The following is a 22,603-nucleotide window of genomic DNA, read 5'->3' on the forward strand; positions in this document are numbered from 1 at the left end:
ATTTTGATAAAGAACAATCAGCGGATGTTAAATAAAGCGCAGGTATGTATGGATGCGGGAATCATTGGTGCTACATATTTTTTCTCATGGTATCTGAGATTTAAAAGTGGGTTTTTTGTGCAGGACGTAGGGGTTCTTCCGGCGAAAACGTATTTTTCAGCTTTGTTTTTAATAATCCCTGGATATCTGCTTTTGTATAGTATTTTTCAGCTTTATATGCCAAGGAGGGTAAAAAGTTACCGTAAGGAGCTGATGGATATCATCCGTGCCAATGGAATTGGATTTATGATCTTTATCCTGGTACTTTATTTTATAAAGCAGGAGCATTTTTCAAGACAGATGCTGTGTATTTTCTTCTTTATAAACATCTCGCTGGAATTTGCTTCGAGATATCTGATTCGCACAATTTTGTGGAAAATGCGAAAGCAGGGACTGAATCAGAAACATATCCTGATGATTGGAGAGAGTCAGATGGCAGAACAGTATATGGACAGGCTGAGAGAGAATCCAAAGTGGGGATATCAAGTGTTTGCCCATCTGAAAGATGAAGAGAAACTGGAAAGAATACTGGAGGGGAATGAACTGGATGAGGTTGTGATTGCGCTTCGTGCAGAGGATTATGGAAAACTGGAGCGGATTGTGGATGTCTGTGAGAAGGCAGGGGTACACACGAAAATGATTCCTGATTTTGGAAATGTGATTTCTACCAGGCCTTATATTGAGGATGTGCAGGGGATTCCGGTGATCCATGTCCGCAGAGTTCCACTGAATATCATGCGGAACAGGGCGGCAAAGAGGGCAGTTGATCTGATTGGGGCAACGGTTGCAATCATTCTTTTTTCACCGGTCATGCTGCTTACTGTGCTGGTGGTTGCCTTGACAGAGGAAGGGAGTGTGATCTACCGGCAGGAAAGAGTTGGACTGCATAACCAGGTATTTTATATGTACAAATTTCGGTCTATGATCATGCAGGATGAAGAAAAGGAAAAAGCAGAATGGTCTACCAGGAATGATCCGAGGATTACACCGGTTGGAAAGCTGATCCGCAGAACAAGTATAGATGAATTGCCGCAGCTTTTTAATGTGCTGAAAGGGGAGATGAGTCTGGTGGGACCAAGACCGGAAAGACCGCAGTTTGTGCAAAAGTTCCGGGATGAAATTCCACGTTATATGGTAAAGCATCAGGTACGTCCGGGAATGACTGGATGGGCGCAGATCAATGGCTACCGGGGAGATACTTCCATTGAGAAGCGGATCGAATATGATCTTTACTATATTGAGAACTGGACAATGGTATTTGATATGAAAATATTGATTCTGACAATTTTTAAAGGATTTTTTGACGGAAGATGAAGATAGATGTGATCATACCGGTCTACAGACCGACAGAAAAACTGCATAAAGTATTGTACAGGCTCTGCAGACAGACGCACCTTCCGGAGCAAATCATTCTGTTACACACCAGGGATGGGATAAAGCTGGATGTTTCGGTTTGTAAAGACCGGGTTTCTGTTACAGAGATTCCGATTTTGGAAAAAGAATTTGATCATGGAAGAACCAGAGAGCAGGGAATCTGGATGTCAGATGCAGATATTGTGGTCATGATGACCCAGGATGCAGTTCCGGCAGATCCGTTTCTTTTGGAAAAGCTTTCAGAAGTATTAAATGAGCATCCGGATGCTGTGGCAGCTTATGCCAGACAGATACCGGATCAGAACTGTGGTCTGTTGGAAAAATATACGAGAGTTTTCAATTATCCCCCAAAAAGCCAGATTAAATCGCAGAAGGATTTGCCAAAACTGGGAATAAAAACTTATTTTTGCTCCAATGTATGTGCTGCCTATCGGAGAGGAGTCTATCTGGAACTGGGAGGATTTCCGCATCCGGCCATCTTCAATGAAGATTTGATCTTTGCAGCAGGAGCAATCCAAAATGGATGGAAGATTATTTATAAAGCAGATGCACGGGTGATTCATTCTCATGAGTATACTTACAGAGAGCTGATAAGGAGAAATTTTGACCAGGGTGTATCGCAGGCATGTCATCCAGAAATATTTGAAAAAGTAAAGTCAGAGAAAGAAGGCATACACCTGATTTGCACACTTGTGAAAAAGCTTTTAAAAGAAAGAAAATATTTGCAGATTATACAGCTGTTTGTGGAAAGCGGGTGCAAATATCTGGGCTACCAGATGGGAAAACATTACCGACAATTACCGGAAAGTTTCATCATGAAACTGACAATGAATCATAATTACTGGAGAGGAAGGAATGATGAGGATGCTTAAAAAAATTGCAGGATGGTCATGGAAGAAAAAGATAATAGTGATTATTTGCGTAGTGTTGACACTTGTTCTGGGGGCGGCAGGTGCCGTATTCGGATATGCTGCCAGTAAAGTGAACAAAATTCAGAAGATTGAAGTAAAAAAAGAAACGTTGAAAGAGTCTATTACAGAAGAGGTGGAGCATAAAAGCGGATATCTGAATGTGGCAGTATTCGGGCTGGATTCTAGGGATGGGTCACTAGATAAAGGAAATCGAAGTGATACGATCATGATCGTAAGTTTGAATCAGGAAACTTATGAAGTGAAAATGGTATCGGTGTACCGTGATACTTTTATGCGGCTGAAAGATGGAAGTTATAATAAGGCGAATGCAGCCTATTCTTATTTCGGACCGGATGGGGGTGTTGCTCTTTTGAATGAGAACATGGATATGAACATTGAGAAGTATGTATCTGTGAACTTTAATGCCTTAGTCGATGTAATTGATGCGGTGGGAGGAATGAATCTGGAGCTGACTGATGCAGAAGTAGTCCACATGAATAATTATTGTGTGGAGACTTCTGAAGTAACCGGAAAAAGTTATAAGAAGATTGAGCCGGAAGTCGGAGGTAGCTATCATCTGAATGGAGTACAGGCGGTTTCTTATGCGAGAATCCGTTATACAGATGGTGGAGACGCGCAGCGTACAGTGCGTCAGAGAATCGTCCTTCTGAATATCATGCAGAAGCTGCAGCAGATGGATCTGACGACGATCAATAAGATTGCTGACAGTGTTTTTCCACAGATTGCAACCAATTTTTCTTTTACTGAAATTCTGAATTATGCGAAAGATTTTCAAAAATATAAAGTAGGTGAAACACTTGGATTTCCAAATACAAGGTATTCCAAAATGCTTTCTGGTGTAGGAAGTACAGAAATCGCAGATACACTGGCATCCAATGTTGCCGAAGTACATCAGTTCCTGTTTGGAGATACAGATTATCAGGTATCAGGGACAGTAAAAGGAATTGATGATGAAATAAAAGATGCGCTTTCCAGTGGAAAATATGAGGAAACAGACGAGACGGAAAAAGAGAATGAAAAGTCGGAAGACAAGACATCTGAGGAAACGAATCATACAGAAAGTAATATAGAAGTGACGGAAGATGGAAATGCCGGAACGGATTCTGGCAATTCATCAGCCGACAGTGGATCTGGTTCATCAGCAGTGACAGAACCACAGCAGCCGGATACAGAAACACCGCCGGATTATTATGAGGAAGATTACTATTATGGTGATGATTAAAGGAGGAAAAAGGAATGAGAAAAATAACAAAGTGGTTATGCAGTGTATTGCTTGTAGCAGCAATTGGTCTGACAGGATGTGGACAGAAACAGAAGACGGAAAGTACGGCAGAGAAATCCAATGAAAATCATTTTGTGGGAGAGTGGATCGTTGAGCCGGAGTATGCAATCAGCAAGGTTGGAGATGAAAATACGCTGTTTGTAGATGGAAGGGGAGAAAAAAAGGCAATCCTTGGAACTGTAAAAGGTGCAATTGCTACAGTATGGCAGGATTGGAGTATTACAGAAGGAAAACAGGGAGATGAGAAATGGGGGTGCATCCAGGAGCCGGAACAGCTGGAAGAGACTCTTGGCAATCTTGGAATTACAAAGGATAAAGAAATTATTCTGATCGGTGAGACCCTAGATGGATGGGGAGATGATGCGAGACTTCTCTGGGAACTCCGGGCAGCCGGATATGAAGATGTGAAGATGGTAGATGGCGGATGGAAGGCGTTGAAAGACAGTGGAATCAAGACACAGTTCCTCGCATCCAAACCGGAACCGGCAGAAGTAAAAATCGATGAAATTGATTATTCCCATGTGATGACAACCGAAGAATTACAGAAGAATTATGACGAGTACAAAATTGTGGATGTGCGTACCGATGAAGAATATGAAGGAGCAATCCTGTATGATGAAGCAAAGGGAGGACATCTTCCGGGAGCAATTCATATCCGGTACACGGATCTGTTCGATGATGCGGGATATCTGAAATCCAATGAAGAACTGACAAAAATGTTTGAGGATGCCGGACTGTCTAAAGATGATGAGATCGTCACTTATTGTACAGGAGGAATCCGTTCGGCATATACACAGCTGGTAATGGAAATGTGTGGATTTGAACATACATACAATTATGATCAGTCATTCTGGAGATGGGCTGTTGTTGGAGATGTAGAATAATGGTTAGCGTTTTGATGTGTACTTATAACCGGAGATTTTGTTTGAAACAGGCGATTGACAGCGTACTTTGTCAGACGTATCCGGATTTTGAATTTGTCATCGTAGATGACGGATCGACCGATGGAACAGAAGAACTGATTAAAAGCTATCAGGATCCACGGATCAGATATTTTAAACTGAATCGGAATTCGTTTTACTGTTATGCAGCAAATCAGGGGCTTTATCACTGCCAAGGAGACTATGTGGCATTTATGAACAGCGATGATGCATGGTTGCCGGACAAGCTGGAAAAGCAAGTGACGGTTATGGAAGAGGATCGGATGCTCGGGGCATGTTTTACGAGAGTATATCTGGTTGATGAAAGTGGCAATGATCTGTCAGAAGAATGCAGGGATATGGCAGAGCTTTTTGACAGGAAGTGTTCGACACAGAAAGAATATCTGCATACGCTTCTGCAATCTGGGAATTTTCTTTGTCATCCTTCGGCGCTGGTCAGAAAATCCGTTTTGGACAAGATTGGATATTTCAATCTTTTGTATCGTCAGCTGGCGGATTATGACCTGTGGCTTCGGCTTGTAAGTGAGTCAGAGATCACGGTTCTGGAAGAGAGACTGATCCGCTTTCAATGGGATATAAAAGGAAAGAAACAGATCAGTATGTCAACAAGAGAAAATTCAGTCCGCGCATTTAATGAATCTGTCATGATCCGGAAAAATTGTGTTGAATCGATGACGGATGAAAAATTTTGTCAGTTTTTCCGGGAAGATTTCCGGAATCCGGATTCTGTATCACATTTACAGCTGGAATTTGAAAAAGCATTCTGGTTGATGAAATGTATAGAGGAAGTACCGGGACTGAAAGCAGCGGGGATGGAAATGCTGGGGCAGATTATGAGAGAAGCAAATGCAATGGAGACTTTAAGAGAGCATTTCCATCTGGATATTTTTGATCTGTATCAGTGGAATGGAGAACATATGTATAAGACGCCATGGCTGATGAGTGAAATTGAAGAAGGAAGCCAGCAACTGGCGTATTATAAAGATATTCTCAAACAGAAAGATGAGTATATCGGGCAGCAGAAAGAACAGCTTGAAAAACAAAATGCAGCGATTGAACAGCAGCAGGAATATATAGAAGGACAGCGAAGGCAGGCCGCGCATTATGAAGAACAGCTGGATGAACTTGGCAGACGGATGGAACAGAAAACAGGGCAGCTTAAGAAATATGAGGATAAGATCAGGGAGCAGGATGAAATGATCCAGACATATGCAAATTCAACCAGCTGGAAAATAACAGAACCGATGAGAAAAATCATGCGTCTGCTGAAAAAGTGATTTATAGAAAAGATGAATATACTTAATCCGGGATAAGGACAATCAATTAGTGAATAGATTGAAGATATGTTATAGTTAGAAGAAAGAAGATTAGACGAGGAGAAAAGATTATGAAAAGAACAGCATTATTTCTTGCAGGAATTCTTGCGATTTCATCACTTTCAGGATGTGGTGCAAAGAATTCGGCATCAGACAGCAGTGAACCATTTGAAGGAAAGTATGTAGTAACCGCCGATTATGTGAAAGAAAATCTGGACGATATCATCATAGTGGATGCAAGAGGTGAAGATGAGGCGAAAAAAGGTACTGTAAAAGGTGCAGTGGCAACGACATGGCAGTATCTGGCAACCTGTGAAGACGGGGAAGCGGGAGATGCAAACTGGGGATGTATCCTTGATACAAAGCGCCTGAGCGAAAGATTAGGAGAGCTTGGGCTGGCAAAAGATAAGGAAATCGTGCTTTTTTCAAATGCGGAGAAAGGCTGGGGAGAAGATGGCAGGATTGCATGGGAGCTGATCGCGGCAGGCTATGAGGATGTGAAAATCGTAGATGGCGGGATCAAAGCACTGAAAGCAGCAGGAGTTGAGACTGTCAAAGGAGCAGCAGAGCCGAAACCGGTATCGGTAGAAATTGATTCGATTGATGAAACGCATGTGATCAATACGGATGAGCTGAAAGAGATTTATGACGACTGTAAAATTGTGGATACCCGTACAGATAAAGAATATAATGGAAAGACAATGTATGGGGAGGCAAATGGGGGACATCTTCCAGGGGCAATCCAGATCCGTTATACGGATTTGTTTAACAGTGACAGTACATTAAAGAGTAATGAAGATCTGACCAAGATGTTTGAAGATGCAGGACTTTCAAAAGAGGATCATATTATTACTTACTGTACCGGAGGAATCCGTTCAGCTTATATGCAGCTTGTAATGGAAATGTGTGGCTTTGAAAATTCAGAGAACTATGACGAATCTTTTTACAGATGGTGTGTGGAAGGAGATCTGGAGAAATAAAAGAGAAGCAGATCAACGAGATCTGAACATCGTATGAATATGAATGAATTTGAAAAAGCGGGACGTTGGCAATTTAGTCAACGTCCCGCTTTTGTAACCTTTTTGGGAATAATTATTATTTTACAATTTTTTTCTTACCGAATGCAATGATTGCGCCAAGAGCAGCGAGCATTGCAACTGCGAGAGCAGCGATAGGAGCGGTATCTCCTGTCTTTGTTGTAGCAGCAGTAGTGGTTTTACCGTTATTCAGGTTTTTATTGTTATCTTTGCCATTGTTGTCTTTCTTTGTATCAGGATCAGCGACAGGATCTGTTACAAAATGCTTCTGGATCACTTCACTTTTTGCACCGTTTTCGATGGTGAATACGTTGGTGATTCCGGCTTCTTTGAGAAGCTGAGTTGCTTTTGCAGCACCTCTTGCACCACTGTTGCAAAGAACGTAAATTGTTTTTCCTTCAAAATCTGCTTTGTGAGCAGTTACATATTCTGTAAATGCTTTTGCGAGATCATCCGGAAGTTTGTTATCTTTGTCAAAAAGTGGAAGGGAAAGAGATCCCTTTAAGTGTCCTTTTGTGTAAGAAGCTGTAGAACGTACATCAAGAATCAGGTAGTTCTTTGTATCTGCCATTTTATTGATTACATGAGTGTCAGAAACATAGATTGCAGCAGCTTTTACATCAGCATCTTTTGCACCACCAGTGATAGTATGCACTTTTGCAAGATCATATCCGGCAGCTTTTAATAAAGCAGTAGCTGCTCTTGCACCACTTGCACCACTGTTGCAGAGAAGATAGAGTTCTTTTTTCTCAAGAGTGGCTTTGTTGTCTGTTACATATTTTGTGAAATCTTTGGAAAGCTGGTCATCTGTAGTTTTGGCAACTCCGTTTGCATTGAATACAGGTGTTGACATAGAGCCTTTTAAGTGTCCACTTCCATAGTTACCTGTCGCACGGACGTCAAGGATTACTACGTCGTCTTTTCCGACAGCAGCAACAGCTGTTTTTCCGTCTACGGCATTTCCGTCTGTTCCAGACATTGCATACAGAAGTTCCAGGCCTTTTGCACCGTTTGTTATGGTGTATACTTTTCCATCTTCCTTAGTGCTTATGTTATAGCCAAGTTCTCCAAGAAGTTTGGTTGCTTTCTGAGCCCCTCTTGCACCACTGTTGCAGATGATGTAGATTGGTTTGTCTTCTGTTATTATGGAAGGAATTTTTTCTTTGAAAGCGTTTTCAAGTGCTTCAGCTTCAGCTGTGTCAAGTTTGTTGTTATCATCAAACAGAGACTGAGAAATAGATCCCTTCAAAGTACCTGTCTTTGTCTGTGCGTTTGAAGAACGTACATCAATAATGTATGCACTTCCGTCTTTTGCAGCGGCAATAGCATCAGTTCCGCTTACGAATTTGTAGCCGTCTACAGTTACAAAAGCACTTTGTACTGTTTTATCGCCTGCACCACCGGTAATGGTGTAGATTGTGTTCTTGTCAACACCGTTGTCTGCAAGTAATGCAGTGGCGGCTCTTGCACCTCTTTGGCCGCTGTTACAGAGGACGTATACTTTTTTGCCTGAGAAGGTGGTAGAAAGGTTAGCCTGCACATATTCAGCAAAGGTTTTTGCATATGGATCTTGGTTGGTTTCTGCTACAACCTGTTTTCCTTCTTCATTCAGATAGAAAACAGGAAGAGAAAGAGAGTTTTTCAAATGACCGTTTGCAAAGTTCTCTTTTGTACGTACATCTACGATAACCACGTCATTTGAATCAACAGCAGCTACGGCTTCAGCACCGGTTACAGCGTTGCTTGTTCCAAGGAATGCGTAACGAACTTCAAGACCTGTTGCTCCGCCTGTAATGGTATGAATACGACTGGTATCATATCCAGCACGTCGTAATAAAACAGCAGCAGCACGAGCCCCTCTTGCACCACTGTTGCAAAGAAGGTAAAGCTCTTTGTTCTGGAAATTTGCGTTATTAGTTACAGTTTCTGTGAAAGCTTTTGCAGTAGCATCTTCAGAAGTTTGGATGATACTGCCATCCTCATTAAATACAGGTGTTGAGAAAGAACCCTCTAAGTGAGAAATATCATAGTTTGCAGAAGAACGAACGTCTAAAACAGCAACGGTATTTTTATCGGCTGAAATAGCATCTGGGCCGCTTACATTTGCACCAAAAGTATATGCTTTATATGCAGTTTCGAAATCTGTGATAGCATCAGATTCATCAGCTGGAACTGCTTCGTCTTCAGAAACTTCTTCCTGAGTAGTTTCTTCTGGATTCTCTTGATCTTCAGAAACAGTAGTCTGTGCATCGCTTTCTGTAACGGTATCAACACTTGAATCAGTTGCAAAAGCTGTCAGAGAGCCGTTCGCAAGTAATGCGAAAGACAGAAATACTGGTAATAATTTTCTTTTCATTTTTCCTCCTTACTCTCAAAATTAGGTTACGATTACATTGTAACAGTTTTCACAAAAATTTCATAATTGTTTTAATCTATATATAAAAATGAAATAGATAAAATCTATAGGTATAATTGAGAGATTTTATTAAACTAACTGCTGTTTCGTGGTAGAATAAAAAGATAAAAATGAAAAACGGGGATATGAAAATGAAAGGAATTATTTTGGCAGGCGGATCAGGAACCCGGCTCTATCCACTTACGATGGTGACATCCAAGCAGCTTTTACCTGTGTATGACAAGCCGATGATCTACTATCCGTTGTCAGTTCTTATGAGTGCAGGAATTCGGGAGATCATGATCATCAGTACACCACAGGATACACCAAGATTTGAAGAACTTTTCGGGGACGGGCATCAGTTCGGCATCGAATTAACCTATGCGGTGCAGGAAAGACCGGAAGGTCTTGCGCAGGCGTTCATAATAGGAAAAGAATTTATTGGCAATGATGCGGCGGCAATGATCCTGGGGGATAATTTGTTTGCCGGGCATGGGCTTAAGAAACGTCTTTTAGAAGCGGTAAAAGCAGCGGAGAGAGGAGACGGTGCAACCATATTTGGATATTATGTGGATGATCCGGAACGGTTTGGTATCGTGGAATTTGATGAAAAGGGCAAGGCGGTTTCCATTGAGGAAAAACCCGAACATCCGAAAAGTAATTACTGTGTGACAGGTCTGTATTTTTATGATAACCGGGTGAGCGATTATGCAGGACAGTTAAAGCCAAGCAGACGCGGGGAGCTGGAGATCACGGATCTTAACCGGATCTATCTGGAACAGGGAAGACTTCGGGTAGAGCTTCTGGGTCAGGGCTTTACCTGGCTGGATGCGGGCACCCATGAGAGTCTGACAGATGCGACCAATTTTGTGAAGACGGTAGAGACTCATCAGCACCGGAAAATTGGATGTCTGGAAGAAATTGCCTATATGAATGGCTGGATTTCCAGAAACGCACTGCTGGAAGTCTGTGAAAAATACAGACAGAATCAGTATGGACAATATTTGCATGACGTAGCAGAAGGAAAGTTCAGAGAGAATCTATTTTAGACAGGGGAGAGAGTTTATGAAAATCATTGTTACCGGCGGCGCCGGATTTATTGGCAGCAACTTTATTTATTATATGATGGAAAAGCATTCGGAGGATCAAATCATCTGTCTGGATGCACTGACTTATGCAGGGCATATGTCAACCCTGGAAGTAGCAATGAAAAATCCAGCGTTCCGTTTTGTGAAAGCATCTGTGACGGATCGGGTGACTGTATACCGGCTGTTTGAGGAAGAACACCCGGATATAGTAGTTAACTTTGCAGCGGAAAGTCATGTGGACCGGTCGATTGAAAATCCGGAAGTCTTTCTGGATACCAATATAAAGGGAACGGCAGTGTTGATGGATGCGTGCCGGAAATATGGAATCTGGCGTTATCATCAGGTTTCTACGGATGAGGTGTATGGGGATCTTCCGCTTGAACGGCCGGATCTATTTTTTACAGAAGAGACGCCGATCCATACGAGCAGTCCGTACAGTGCATCCAAGGCAGCGGCAGATCTTCTGGTACAGTCCTATCACAGAACGTATGGACTTCCGGTTACAATCAGCCGTTGTTCCAACAACTATGGACCATATCATCTGCCGGAAAAGCTGATTCCGCTGATGATCGTCGAAGCGCTTCATGACCGGCCGCTTCCGGTCTATGGTGATGGGAAAAATGTCCGTGACTGGCTTTATGTAAAGGATCACTGCCGGGCGATCGATTTGATCCTGCGTCATGGAAAAGAAGGGGAAATTTACAATGTCGGCGGGCATAACGAGATGAAGAATATTGATATTGTGAAGCTGATCTGCAGGGAGCTTGGAAAGCCGGAAGAGCTGATTACTTATGTGGAGGATCGGAAAGGGCATGACAGAAGATATGCAATCGATCCGTCAAAGATCCACAGAGAGCTTGGCTGGCTTCCGGAAACTTCTTTTGCAGAAGGAATTAAGAAAACAATCAACTGGTATCTGAATCATCAGGAGTGGTGGAGACCGATCGTAGAAAAGGAAATGAAAATAAAATGCTAAAGTTTTTGGTGACGGGTGCTGCCGGGCAGCTTGGAAAGGATGTTGTACGTGAACTGGAAAACCGGGGATATGAAGTGACGGGAAGCGGCAGCAAAAAGAGAAAAACAGCAGGTCGTTATGTGAAGATGGATATCACAGACAGAAACGAAGTCGAGGCAGTAATGAAAAAGCTCAGACCGGATATTGTGATTCACTGTGCGGCGTGGACGGCGGTGGATGCGGCAGAAGAGCCGGAAAACTATGAAAAAGTATGGGAAGTTAATGGAAAGGGCACAGCAAATCTTGCATCCGCCTGCCAGAAAATTCATGCTAAAATGGTTTATATCAGTACAGACTATGTGTTTGGTGGACAGGGGAGCAGACCGTGGGAACCGGATTGTGAGGAGTTTTCGCCGCTGAACCGATACGGTGAAACGAAATTACAGGGTGAACAGACAGTGAAAGCAGAACTGAAAGAGTATTTTATTGTGCGAATCGCTTGGGTATTCGGGAAAAACGGGAATAATTTCGTGAAGACCATGCTGGAGCAGGGGAAAAGACGGAAAGAACTTCGAGTGGTATGTGATCAGATTGGAACGCCGACTTACACAGCAGATCTTGCAAAATTTCTTGCAAATCTGTCGATGACAAAGCGATATGGAATCTATCATGTGACTAATGAAGGAGAATATGTCAGCTGGTATGATTTTGCAAAAGAAATCTTCGCACAGGCTGTGAAGCTTGGTGAAAAAGAATATGCAGATGTAAAAGTGATTCCGGTTACGACAGCAGAATACGGAATTTCAAAAGCAGCAAGACCGTTTAACAGCAGACTTGACAGAAAAAGGATCTGTGAAGAAGGATTTCAGCCACTGCCGGTCTGGAAGAATGCGCTGGAGAGATATTTGCAGGAAGTTCTTGCAGAGAGAAAAGGATAAAAGGAAAATGGGACAGATAAAGGTAGAAAAAAATGCAGGTGGAATCGAAGGACTCTGCGTGATCGAACCGTCGGTGCATGGTGATCAGCGTGGATATTTTATGGAAACTTATAATCAGAAGGATATGGAGGAAGCCGGACTTACGATGAAGTTCGTACAGGATAATCAGTCCGGTTCTGGAAAAGCAGTGTTGAGAGGACTTCATTTTCAGAAGAGATATCCGCAGGGAAAGCTAGTCCGGGTGATCCGGGGAACCGTATTTGATGTGGCGGTGGATATCCGGAAAGGAAGTGCCACCTATGGAAAATGGTATGGAATTGAACTGTCGGAAGAGAATAAAAAGCAGTTTTACATTCCGGAAGGATTTGCGCATGGATTTTTGGTGCTGAGCGACCAGGCAGAATTCTGCTACAAATGTACGGATTTTTATCATTCGGATGATGAGGGCGGGATTGCCTGGAACGATCCGACGATCAACGTTGCATGGCCAGAGCTTGATGTGCCATACAGAATGAGTGAAAAAGATAAAAAGTGGGGAAGGCTGGGAGAATAAGATGGAAAGAATTCAGGGATTAAAAGAATATGTACAGACAGAACATTATCTGGAAGGAATCGGGATCGGGAAAGAAGAGCAGAAGGAAATTCAGATTGCCTATCAGCCACTGGCACAGGGCGAATATAATATCAACTACTGGTTCGTACACCCACTGACCGGAAAGAAACTGGTGCTTCGTGTCAATACAGGAAGCCAGATGCATCTGGAAAATCAGATTGAATACGAATATCATGCATTGGAGCTTCTGGCGGATTCAGGACGGACGCCAGTGCCGATTTTTGTAGATGGAAGTAAGAAGGAACTGCCGTATGGTGTGATGGTTATGGAGTTTCTGGAAGGGAGTGCACTGGATTATCGGAAGAATCTGATGGAAGCGGCAGAATGTCTTGCGGATATCCACAGTGTTCCGGTAAAAGAAACGGATGGACTGATATCGTCATCGAATCCACTGCAGGCGATTCTGGATGAATGTAATCAGATGGTGCAGACATACTACAAGTCTGATCTGGGAGAAGAAAAGAAAAAAGTACAGATCCGGCGTCTTCTGGAGCTGGGACAGGAGAAGATCAATGAGATCCGGGATTATAGTGGATACAGATGCTGTATTAACACAGAGCTGAATTCAGGAAATTTCCTGATGAATGGCGCAGGAAAAGACAATTATCTGGTTGACTGGGAAAAGCCGCTTTATGGTGATCCGGTTCAGGATCTGGGGCATTTCCTTGCACCAACGACAACTTTCTGGAAAACAGATGTGATTCTGACAGAAGAAGAGATGGCTGATTTTACAAGAAAATATATCCAGGCGGTAAATGGCAGATTTGATGTGAGTGGAATCGAAGAACGTCTGAACATTTTTATTCCGATCACGTGTCTCAGGGGAATTACATGGTGTGCAATGGCGTGGGTAGAATATCAGGAGCCGGGAAGACTGATCCGCAACGAAGAAACATTTAAAAAGATGGAAGACTATTTAAAACGGGATTTTCTGGATATGATCGAAGAAAGATATTATAAATAAAGATTTCAGGGATACGGAGTAATAAAATTCTGCGTATTTCCACATACTACCCATATCGAATAAAATATGGAAAATATGTGGAACACAGGAGGAATAGAATCAATATGAAAGCTACAGGAATTGTCCGCCGGATCGATGATCTTGGCAGAATTGTCGTTCCGAAGGAAATCAGGCGCACGCTACGTATCCGTGAGGGTGATGCACTTGAAATTTTCACCGACCGGGAAGGAGAAATCATTCTCAAAAAATACTCACCGCTTGGAGAAATGGGAAATTTTGCAGACCAATATGCGGAAAGTCTGGCACAGACGCTTGGATATCTGGTGTGTATCACAGATACAGATCAGGTGATCGCAGCAGCAGGACCGGGGAAGAAAGAATTTCAGGAACAGCTGATCACAAGACAGCTTGCGGAAGTGATCGCAAGAAGGGAGCAGTTTCTGGCATCCTCTATGGATCGGAAGTTCACGGTCATCGTGTCGGGACAGAATGCAGAACTGAAATGGCAGGTGGTAAGTCCGATCATCTGCGCCGGAGATGCGATCGGTTCTGTCGTGATCCTGGCAAAGGACGGCAGGAAAAAACCCGGTGAGTTGGAACAGAAGATGATACTCTGCGCAGCAGGATTTCTGGGACGACAGATGGAACAGTAAAGGAATATTTCATAAGAATCTCTCATAGTATAAAAGGACAGGAGGGGTTCTTATGGAAAAAAAGCTGTTTGGAAATATCTGTTTTACAAGACTTGTGAAAGCACTGATGCTTTCTTACTTTCTTACGATGCTGATGCTGCTCGGGCTGTCCTTTGGACTGTATAAGTTTGACTTAAGCGAGAAAACAGTCCGGATCGGGATCCTTGCGGTTTACATAATTTCCACATTTGCCGGTGGATTTGCCATGGGAAAAATGGGGAAGACAAGGAAATTCCTGAGGGGATTTATGCTTGGAATGCTCTATTTTCTGCTACTGCTTGCAATTTCAGCAGGGATCTACCGGAGCGTGCAGGGTGGAATGCAGATGATGATCGCCTGGATCCTCTGCGGGGCAGGCGGAATGCTCGGTGGTATGGTGTCCTGAAGGGGCGGAGATGTAATTTTTGCGTTGACGGTATCAAGGGATATGGGCTATACTTTTATTTTTTAATCCGGAGGAAGCAGTTGCGCCAAAAGGAAGCTTATACTATAGGTGATAAAAATGCCCGGAGGTGATGAGCCGGGCAAGAGGGAGGAACTCGTGAAAAGGAACACCAGACAGCTTTATTTGATGTTTTTTGTTTTTGCGATAGTCATAGCAGCATATTCCTGCCGGCTGCTGGCATGGTTTGATATAGGAGGGAACTATCCAAGCTATGTGCGTGCCGCATTGTATTTATTATTATTTGTCTTGTGGGGGTATTCTCTGGATCAGCGGATTATTCAGAAACCGGTGCTGCACTGTCTTCGCTTGATGGATGTTCTGATGCTTATCTGGTTGACTTTGCGTACTTTGAAATATGAGGTGGTTACAGATCTGACCGTGGCACGTTATTTGTGGTATCTTTATTACCTGCCGATTCTTTTTATTCCGCTGCTTGGTGCATATACTGCAATTTTTCTGGGAAAATCCGAAGATTATCAGCTTTCCAGAAAAAGCTGGTTGTTATCGCTGATTCCGACAGCATTGTTTCTGGCTGTTATCACAAATGATTTCCACCAGCAAGTATTTTCGTTTGCGAGCGGAATTCCGGGGGTGCCGGATAACAAAGTCTTTTTCCATCGTCCGCTTTATTTTGTGAGTGTTGGATGGACGATAGGCTGTGTATTTTTTTCAGTATTTCAGCTGCTGAAAAAAACAAGGCTTCCAAGTATTGGAAAGCGGAGAATGATGCCTTTTGTTTTGAGCTGCGTGATGCTCTTGTATGGAGCACTTTATCTTTTGGGATTTCAGGTCATCCGTGATGTTTTTGGAGACATGAATGTAATGTTTTGTCTCTTTTATGCTGCAATATACGAAAGCTGTATCCATTGCCGTATGATACAGTCAAACACAGGGTATGTCGAGTTATATGAGGCGACAACGCTTGCCTCCTGCATTGCAGATCAAAATGGGCGGATTTTGCTTCGTTCCCGCACAGCAGGAGAGGATATGGTATGTCCAAAAGATGGGGAGAGTATCGTTTATCCGGATGGAATGCGCATCTCTTCGGCACCGATTAAAGATGGTTTTGTCATCTGGGGAGATAACTTGCAGCACCTTACCAAGCTTCGCAAGCAGCTTGATGAGAATAAAAGAAAAAGAGAGAATAACAAAAAGAAATTAAAGGATGCTTATCTTGTGCAGAAGGAGCTATACGAACTAACGGAAAAGAACCGTATTTATGATGAACTGGAAGAAAAACACAAAACCCAGACGAGGAGGATAAAGGAACTTCTTGAACAGTGTAAGAATGCAAAGCCTGAGGTAATGCAGGCGTGTATGAAAGAGATTCTGTTGCTCGGTACTTATATCAAGCGAAGTGCGAATCTGTATTTTCTTTCTCAGGAATACGAAAAGCTTCCACAGCAGGAACTCAGGCTGACGATCGATGAACTGGTACGAGCAATGAATTCCTGCAAAATTGAATGCGGTGCGGTCTATTTAACCACAAAACCGATAGCATCAAAAGAGGTTGTGCGTTTGTTCGAACTGCTAAAAACGGTAACGGAAATGACGATAAATGAGCTGCATTCGCTGTTTATTTCCGTGTCCGATCAGGAAATGAATCTGTCTGTAGAATGTGCGGCTGATTTGTCCCCAATTATCTCTTCTGAGGTAACGGCCGACAGGGAGGATGGATTGTGGCTGATACGTACAGCAATAGGAGGAGAGGATAATGCGTAGGTTGAGGCGCTTTGGGTTTAATCGTATCAAGGAAGGATTTGACCAGCTTCCTACGGCGATCTGCTTTTTTGACAGCAGAGGAAGTATTGTTCTTTGCAACAGGCAGATGTATCGTCTGAGTCATTATTTATTTGAAAGTGATATGCAGTATCTCGGTGAAGTTGAGCGGGCACTTGCGACCCCACCGGAAGGAATTCTGCAGCTTTCGAATATGGAGGGTACCTATCGTTTTCCGGATAATACCATATGGCAGTTTGAGAAAACAGAAGTAACGGATCGATATGGAGAAACCTATATCCAGCTTACAGCTGCGGATGTTACGGAATTGTGCCATGTGCTCGGACTGCTTTTTGTGGAAAATAAGAAGCTTGCCGAGGATGAAGAACATCTGCAAAGGTTATCTGAAAATGTGGAGAAGATTGCCCGGGAGAAAGAACTTTTGACGGCAAAATCTGCTATGCATGATAATCTTGCAGCCAGTATTATTGTAATGAAGCAGTATCTTTCCGGAGATTTCGGCGGGATCGATGTGGAAACAGTTCTGCGGGAATGGGAGAAGAATATTGTTTTTCGGGAGGTCGAACATTTATCAGAAAAAGAGAAATTGTTTGCCAGTGCAAGAAGCAGTGGTGTCCTTGTGCAGATAGAAGGAAAGGAACCACCGGGAAAAGCAGCAGAGATGATGTATGCTGCTATGCAGGTATGTCTGAATAATGCCCTTCAATATGCGAGAGCGACAGAACTGGAGGCAAATGTTTTTGAAAATGAAACCGGCTATACCGTGATGATCTATAACAACGGACAGCCTCCGGAAAGAGAAATCCGGGAAGGTGGAGGACTTACCAATCTGCGTCACCGGATTGAAACGGAAGGCGGAAGGATGCTCGTACAGAGTTTTCCGGAGTTTGCTCTGGTAATAGAAATTCCTAAGATTTAACACGTTAGGGAGGAATGAAAGTGAAAAAAATACTAATTGTTGAAGATCAGATGCTTGCCCGTAAGTATTTGTGCTCTTGCATAGAAAAAAGCACAGAATGTGAAGTGGCATCTGCCCTGACCCGGGCAGATGCAGCATTGCAGAGATGTGGTGAGGGGCATATTGACCTAGTGGTGATGGATATTTGTACAGAAAATGATTCGGATGGATTAGATGCGGCTGAAGCAATCAAAAAATACTATCCACGGATCAAGATCGTAATGGTGACCTCCATGTTAGAAGGACGATTTTTGGATCGTGCAAGGAAAATAGGAGCGGACAGCTTCTGGTATAAGGATTCTCCTTCCGGTGATCTTATTAGCGTGATCGAAGGGACACTTGCAGGTAAAAATTTCTGGCCGGACAAGGTGCCGGCTGTGCAGCTTGGAAAAGCACTTTCCTGTGACCTTTCCGATCAGGAAATGGAAACCTTACGTTTGTTGTGTGAAGGGAAGACGAATGCCGAGATTGCGGCTAAGCTTCATGTGGCAGAATCATCGGTTCGTACCTATATCAACCGGATGTTAGAGAAAACAGGATACACAAACCGCAATCGCCTGATGGTTGCGGCGGTAAGCAAACGTCTGGTCGTACCGAGTAGTCAGCTCGACGTATAAGAAGAAAATAAAATAGGATTTAGATGTGAAAATTGCTCTGCTTTTTATTAGGTAGAGCGATTTTTTTGTGTAAAATGCTTATTTGTCCACATTTATGAGGACAGACAGAGCTATTTTTCTCTGTTAGACTAAAGAAAAAAGAAATGTAGCAGACACATCGGATATATCGCTGAAAGAAAGGAGGATGGTTCGATGCGAAAAATAGTGGTTGATATGCAGAATTTTCTGTTTGCGGATTCCGTAGCGACTGCCTTCAAAAAATCGGATTATGAGATTGATGTAGTCCGTACGGAGTCTCCAAAAGATACGGTTGAACTTTGTAAGCTTTATAAACCGTTTGTTCTTATCATGGAGGTGACGGGCTATACTCCGTGGAAGATTTGTGAAAGAATGAAGCTTCGGGATGAAGTAAAGAGGGTGTGTCCTGACTGTAAAATTGCTTTCATCGTGGATTCCAATACAGAAAAACAGGCGGCAAAAGACATTCGGGATGCGAAGAAAAACGGTCTTATCGACCAGTTCTTCTATGGATCCATGACTGCTGAATATCTGATGGATCAGATTTATGCGATGTAAGGAAATGGAAGAACCACCGAGAAGAAGACCGGTAACGACAGCCTGATGGTTATCTGGACTACAATGATTCTTGCAGCTGCTCTTGCTTTTATGGGATTAACAACCGTTTCCCACAGAAGAAAATAGACATACCTAAGAAAGCGACTTTCTGATCAGGAAAGCCCTTTCTCCAAAACGGCAAATAGATGCTTGCCGTTTTGGAGAAAGAAAAAAGGTTCAGTCTTTACAAGGAGAAATGTAATATGAAGAAAATATCATTACTGTTTTGTTTGATAATCCTGCAGGCCGGCTTATTATGCGGATGCAGACTGCCTCATAAGAGCAGTCCGCAAAAGCCTGTGGAAGGCGAGAATAAAAGCGGTCTTGTGAAAGTGCAGGACGATAAAAAAGAAGAGAAGAAGGAAGAAAAAGAGAAGGAAAAAGAAGAGCCGGGGAAGACAGAAATCGTCGAGACGGAAGATACGGAACTGTCACTTCTCAAAAAACAGATCAATCAAAACAGCTGCGGTGCAGGGGTTGCACTTTTCGGGTATGTGGACAGTGAATTTACAAGGACAGATCTTTCATTTTACCTGGAATTTCATCATTTAACAAAAGAGTATCCGTTTTTGTCAGAAGCAGCCTGTTACATGACGGATGGGCAGGAGCTGTATGCCATCGTTCCGCCAAATGAAAAAGGCAGAGTGACCGTTTATCCTTCTGATATCACGGAAAATGGTGAATATGCAGATGATAAGAGTCATCCGTTATTTGAAGGAAAACCGGGAGAGGCGCTTGTGCTACGTTGTAATTTCAGTGAGATCTATTCCAATGTACTGGTTTCGGTGACAGATGGTGGCGGTGCTATAGATTTCCACCCGTCGATTTCATTAATGGACGGCCATCTGGCGGAACTTGCCGGAGTATATGATTTCTCAGTCTATGAGGAAACACCGGATGAACGTTCGGTTGAAATCGCAACAGAGATCCTGCTGGAGTATGGAGAGGTCAGACAGGGACTGGAAAATGGAATGAAGCTTATGTATACAGGAGAATCAGAGATCATAAATGGAGGCAGCTGTATGCTTTTTGTATTAGGAACTGATAATGGAGAACAGTTTGTGCAGGAACAGCTTTACGGCGTTTGTGATAATCTCATTTATATTTATGATGTTTTTACAGACACATGGAATGTCGCATATTAAACCGTGTTCTTCCGGTGTAACCGGATAACATAGAGGAAGATCATTTCAAAAAGGAAAGGAGAAAATATTATGGGACTTATTAAAGCAGGTATGGGTGCTCTTGGAGGTACTTTTGCAGATCAATGGAAGGAATTTTTCTACTGTGAATCGATGCCAAAGGAGGTACTCGTTACAAAAGGACAAAAACGTGTCACCGGACGTTCAGCGAACACCAAAGGAAATGACAATATTATCTCGAACGGCTCTGGAATTGCTGTAGCAGACGGACAGTGTATGATCATCGTAGAACAGGGCAAGATCGTAGAAGTCTGTGCAGAACCGGGAGAATTTACTTATGATACTTCTTCCGAACCGTCTATTTTTGCAGGCAGCCTTGGAGAGAGTATCAAAGAAACCTTTAAAACCGTAGGAAAACGTTTTACTTACGGAGGAGATACCGGAAAGGATCAGAGAATCTATTATTTTAATACCAAGGAGATTCTGGAAAATCGCTTCGGAACGCCGAATCCGGTTCCGTTCCGTGTTGTGGATTCCAAGATCGGACTTGATATCGACGTATCGATCCGCTGTTCAGGTGTCTATTCTTACAAGATTGCCGATCCGCTTTTGTTCTACTCTAATGTTTGCGGAAATGTGGAGCAGGAATATTCCAGAGAGGAACTGGATGCTACTCTTAAGACAGAGTTTATCTCTGCTCTTCAGCCGGCATTCGGACATTTGTCTGAACTGGAGCTTCGTCCGAATCAGATCGTGACACATAATACAGATCTTGAAAATGCGATGAATACGGCACTCTCAGAAAAATGGGGTGCACTTCGCGGACTGAAGGTTGTAAGTATTGCACTTGGGTCTGTGACACTTCCGGATGAAGATGCAGAACTTATAAAACAGGCTCAGCGTACAGCAATCATGCGCGATCCTACAATGGCAGCAGCAACGCTGGTCGGAGCACAGGCTGATGCAATGAAGACTGCAGCCGGTAATCAGGCCGGTGCAATGACAGGCTTCATGGGCATGGGTATGGCAATGAATCAGGGCGGCGGTATGAACGCACAGAATTTATTTGCAATGGGTCAGCAACAGCAGGAGCAGCAGGCACAGCAGATGGCAGCGCAGCAGGCAGCACAACAGGCCGTTCAGCAGCAGGCACCGCAGGCAGAGGGATGGAAGTGCAGCTGCGGAAACTTTGTTACCGGCAAGTTCTGTCCGGAATGCGGAAGCAAGAAACCGGAACCACAGCCGGCACCGGGTGCATGGAAATGTAAATGCGGAGCCACAGCAACCGGTAAGTTCTGTCCGGAATGCGGATCACCAAAACCGGTAGAGGAAGAAGGATGGACCTGTTCTTGCGGTTCAGTGAATAAAGGAAAATTCTGCCAGAACTGTGGAGCAAAGAAACCGGAAGATGCACTGCTTTACCGTTGTGACAAATGTGGATGGGAACCGGAAGACCCGACACACCCACCAAAATTCTGCCCAGAATGTGGCGACATCTTTGACGAGAACGACAGACAGTAATTCGCGGGAGAGGAGGGAATTCTATGTTTAGACTCCCATCAGAAAAAGAGGATCATAAGGACACAATCGGTGCTTTGATTTTAAGTATCTTCATTATTATCGCAGGAATCGGCGGCATGATATATACGAAGCATGAAAGCAGTGAGTTTAAGAATTCCACGGATGTTCGAACGCTTCATGCAACCGTTTACAGTTGTGAACAAACGCATGAAAAAGACGATCAGGGAGACCGAAAAGAAGAATATAAAGTAAGGTTTACTTATGAAATCGATGGAACAACATATGATGATTTTGAATTTCGCAATAAAGAAATAAGGAGAGGAGATACTGTACTGATTACCGTTTACCGGAACTCAAAAGGAAAATATAAACTGGAACCGGGACCAACTCCGATTTACTTCTTTGCATTTGCTGCAATGATTCCGCTAGGTCTCATTGGTTTCATTGGATTAAGTAAAGATCTTATCAAGTATCACCGGGAAGAAAAAGAAGGTAGAAGACTGTAAGTATGGAAGGAGGGGGTTGCGTGAAGGTACTTTCAGATAAAGCACAAAATAAGGTGATATGTGTATTCTTACTGATTGGTTCGATTGGGCTCGTTGTATATGGAGTTACTCATATTTTTTCCAGTATAGAATATAAACTATCTTCCGATGCTCGTCAGGTAACCGCCGTTGTAAAAGATTATCAGATAAGTGTTAAGACCTATGAAAATGGCGATGAAGATGTAAAGTATCACGCAATTCTGTCCTTTGAAGTGGATGGAAAAACCTATATAGGAAAAGATGTATTTTCCAGAGATATATCTCGGGGGGATGAAGTGACAGAGAAGGCTTACCGGGCTTTGAATGGAGAATACAAGCTTTACACAGGCGATATAGGTGATAACATTACCTCCGTTATGATGATCCCGGCGGGAATCATTATCTCCATATTCCTAATCTATGAAATATTTGGTAAGAGCAAAGAGAAGGAACAAGAGGAACAATAGGTCAACCA

Annotated in this window: 22 protein-coding genes; 21 read left to right on the top strand and 1 reads right to left on the bottom strand. The window is 43.1% G+C overall.

The window, feature by feature from the left end; translation table 11 throughout:
- The first annotated feature begins 3 nt into the window (after positions 1-3).
- The 6 genes from PGR14_RS11410 to PGR14_RS11435 all read left to right on the top strand — a co-directional run bounded on the left by PGR14_RS11410 (position 4) and on the right by PGR14_RS11435 (position 6,864).
- On the top strand, positions 4-1,353 hold the full coding sequence (locus PGR14_RS11410) for an undecaprenyl-phosphate glucose phosphotransferase (RefSeq protein WP_243172262.1): 1,350 nt from the start codon (positions 4-6) through the stop codon (positions 1,351-1,353).
- Positions 1,350-2,285, top strand: a complete 936-nt coding sequence (locus PGR14_RS11415) for a glycosyltransferase family 2 protein (protein WP_175305219.1) — start codon at positions 1,350-1,352, stop codon at positions 2,283-2,285. Before PGR14_RS11410 ends, PGR14_RS11415 begins: the two co-directional genes overlap by 4 nt.
- On the top strand, positions 2,278-3,567 hold the full coding sequence (locus tag PGR14_RS11420) for an LCP family protein (RefSeq protein WP_242856259.1): 1,290 nt from the start codon (positions 2,278-2,280) through the stop codon (positions 3,565-3,567). The genes PGR14_RS11415 and PGR14_RS11420 overlap by 8 nt, the downstream gene beginning before the upstream one ends.
- A 14-nt stretch (positions 3,568-3,581) precedes the next feature.
- On the top strand, positions 3,582-4,511 hold the full coding sequence (locus PGR14_RS11425) for a rhodanese-like domain-containing protein (RefSeq protein ID WP_055156750.1): 930 nt from the start codon (positions 3,582-3,584) through the stop codon (positions 4,509-4,511).
- A 14-nt stretch (positions 4,512-4,525) separates the two neighbouring features.
- Positions 4,526-5,845 (top strand): glycosyltransferase, encoded by a 1,320-nt coding sequence (locus PGR14_RS11430; RefSeq protein ID WP_416387073.1) that lies wholly within the window; start codon positions 4,526-4,528, stop codon positions 5,843-5,845.
- A 110-nt stretch (positions 5,846-5,955) separates the two neighbouring features.
- Entirely contained in the window at positions 5,956-6,864 is a 909-nt protein-coding gene (locus tag PGR14_RS11435; protein ID WP_008369706.1) for a rhodanese-like domain-containing protein, read from the top strand.
- Positions 6,865-6,979: 115 nt separating this feature from the next.
- Here the strand turns inward: PGR14_RS11435 and PGR14_RS11440 are convergent, their stop codons facing one another.
- Positions 6,980-9,277, bottom strand: a complete 2,298-nt coding sequence (locus PGR14_RS11440) for a rhodanese-like domain-containing protein (protein ID WP_270223419.1) — start codon at positions 9,275-9,277, stop codon at positions 6,980-6,982.
- 191 nt (positions 9,278-9,468) lie between these two features.
- Between PGR14_RS11440 and rfbA the strand changes: the two genes are divergently transcribed.
- The 15 genes from rfbA (at position 9,469) to PGR14_RS11515 (ending at position 22,595) form a co-directional block, all read left to right on the top strand.
- Positions 9,469-10,365: a glucose-1-phosphate thymidylyltransferase RfbA gene (gene rfbA, locus PGR14_RS11445; RefSeq protein ID WP_055247871.1), complete on the top strand. Its 897-nt coding sequence runs from the start codon at positions 9,469-9,471 to the stop codon at positions 10,363-10,365.
- Between the two features lie 16 nt (positions 10,366-10,381).
- The gene (gene rfbB, locus PGR14_RS11450; protein WP_008369702.1) at positions 10,382-11,380 is read left to right on the top strand and encodes a dTDP-glucose 4,6-dehydratase; all 999 of its coding nucleotides are present in this window, start codon (positions 10,382-10,384) and stop codon (positions 11,378-11,380) included.
- Positions 11,374-12,297, top strand: coding sequence for a dTDP-4-dehydrorhamnose reductase (gene rfbD, locus PGR14_RS11455; RefSeq protein WP_022220495.1), 924 nt, complete (start codon positions 11,374-11,376; stop codon positions 12,295-12,297). Before rfbB ends, rfbD begins: the two co-directional genes overlap by 7 nt.
- 7 nt (positions 12,298-12,304) lie before the next feature.
- Positions 12,305-12,850 carry a dTDP-4-dehydrorhamnose 3,5-epimerase gene (gene rfbC, locus PGR14_RS11460; protein WP_055247873.1) on the top strand — a complete coding sequence of 182 codons (546 nt, stop codon included), beginning with the start codon at positions 12,305-12,307 and terminating at the stop codon, positions 12,848-12,850.
- Between the two features lies 1 nt (position 12,851).
- Positions 12,852-13,874, top strand: a complete 1,023-nt coding sequence (locus tag PGR14_RS11465; protein ID WP_055247779.1) for an aminoglycoside phosphotransferase family protein — start codon at positions 12,852-12,854, stop codon at positions 13,872-13,874.
- A gap of 104 nt (positions 13,875-13,978) precedes the next feature.
- Positions 13,979-14,527, top strand: coding sequence for a stage V sporulation protein T (spoVT, locus tag PGR14_RS11470; RefSeq protein WP_022220492.1), 549 nt, complete (start codon positions 13,979-13,981; stop codon positions 14,525-14,527).
- Between the two features lie 52 nt (positions 14,528-14,579).
- Positions 14,580-14,951, top strand: a complete 372-nt coding sequence (locus tag PGR14_RS11475; protein ID WP_008369690.1) for a TIGR04086 family membrane protein — start codon at positions 14,580-14,582, stop codon at positions 14,949-14,951.
- 117 nt (positions 14,952-15,068) lie between these two features.
- Positions 15,069-16,733, top strand: coding sequence for a histidine kinase N-terminal 7TM domain-containing protein (locus PGR14_RS11480; RefSeq protein ID WP_270223453.1), 1,665 nt, complete (start codon positions 15,069-15,071; stop codon positions 16,731-16,733).
- Entirely contained in the window at positions 16,726-17,670 is a 945-nt protein-coding gene (locus PGR14_RS11485; RefSeq protein ID WP_177999375.1) for a sensor histidine kinase, read from the top strand. Before PGR14_RS11480 ends, PGR14_RS11485 begins: the two co-directional genes overlap by 8 nt.
- A gap of 14 nt (positions 17,671-17,684) precedes the next feature.
- The gene (locus PGR14_RS11490; protein ID WP_055156765.1) at positions 17,685-18,326 is read left to right on the top strand and encodes a response regulator transcription factor; all 642 of its coding nucleotides are present in this window, start codon (positions 17,685-17,687) and stop codon (positions 18,324-18,326) included.
- Between the two features lie 192 nt (positions 18,327-18,518).
- Positions 18,519-18,902, top strand: a complete 384-nt coding sequence (locus PGR14_RS11495) for a hypothetical protein (RefSeq protein WP_118218000.1) — start codon at positions 18,519-18,521, stop codon at positions 18,900-18,902.
- A 242-nt stretch (positions 18,903-19,144) separates the two neighbouring features.
- A complete protein-coding gene (locus PGR14_RS11500; protein WP_270223424.1) occupies positions 19,145-20,086 on the top strand; it encodes a hypothetical protein in 942 nt (313 codons plus the stop codon).
- A 69-nt stretch (positions 20,087-20,155) separates the two neighbouring features.
- Positions 20,156-21,604 (top strand): SPFH domain-containing protein, encoded by a 1,449-nt coding sequence (locus PGR14_RS11505; RefSeq protein WP_270223426.1) that lies wholly within the window; start codon positions 20,156-20,158, stop codon positions 21,602-21,604.
- Positions 21,605-21,627: 23 nt separating this feature from the next.
- Entirely contained in the window at positions 21,628-22,110 is a 483-nt protein-coding gene (locus tag PGR14_RS11510) for a DUF3592 domain-containing protein (RefSeq protein WP_270223428.1), read from the top strand.
- 20 nt (positions 22,111-22,130) lie between these two features.
- Entirely contained in the window at positions 22,131-22,595 is a 465-nt protein-coding gene (locus PGR14_RS11515; protein ID WP_195509963.1) for a hypothetical protein, read from the top strand.
- Positions 22,596-22,603: the final 8 nt, after the last annotated feature.

This window comes from Coprococcus sp. AF99-45, assembly GCF_027663865.1.
Lineage (GTDB): Bacteria > Bacillota > Clostridia > Lachnospirales > Lachnospiraceae > Allocoprococcus > Allocoprococcus comes.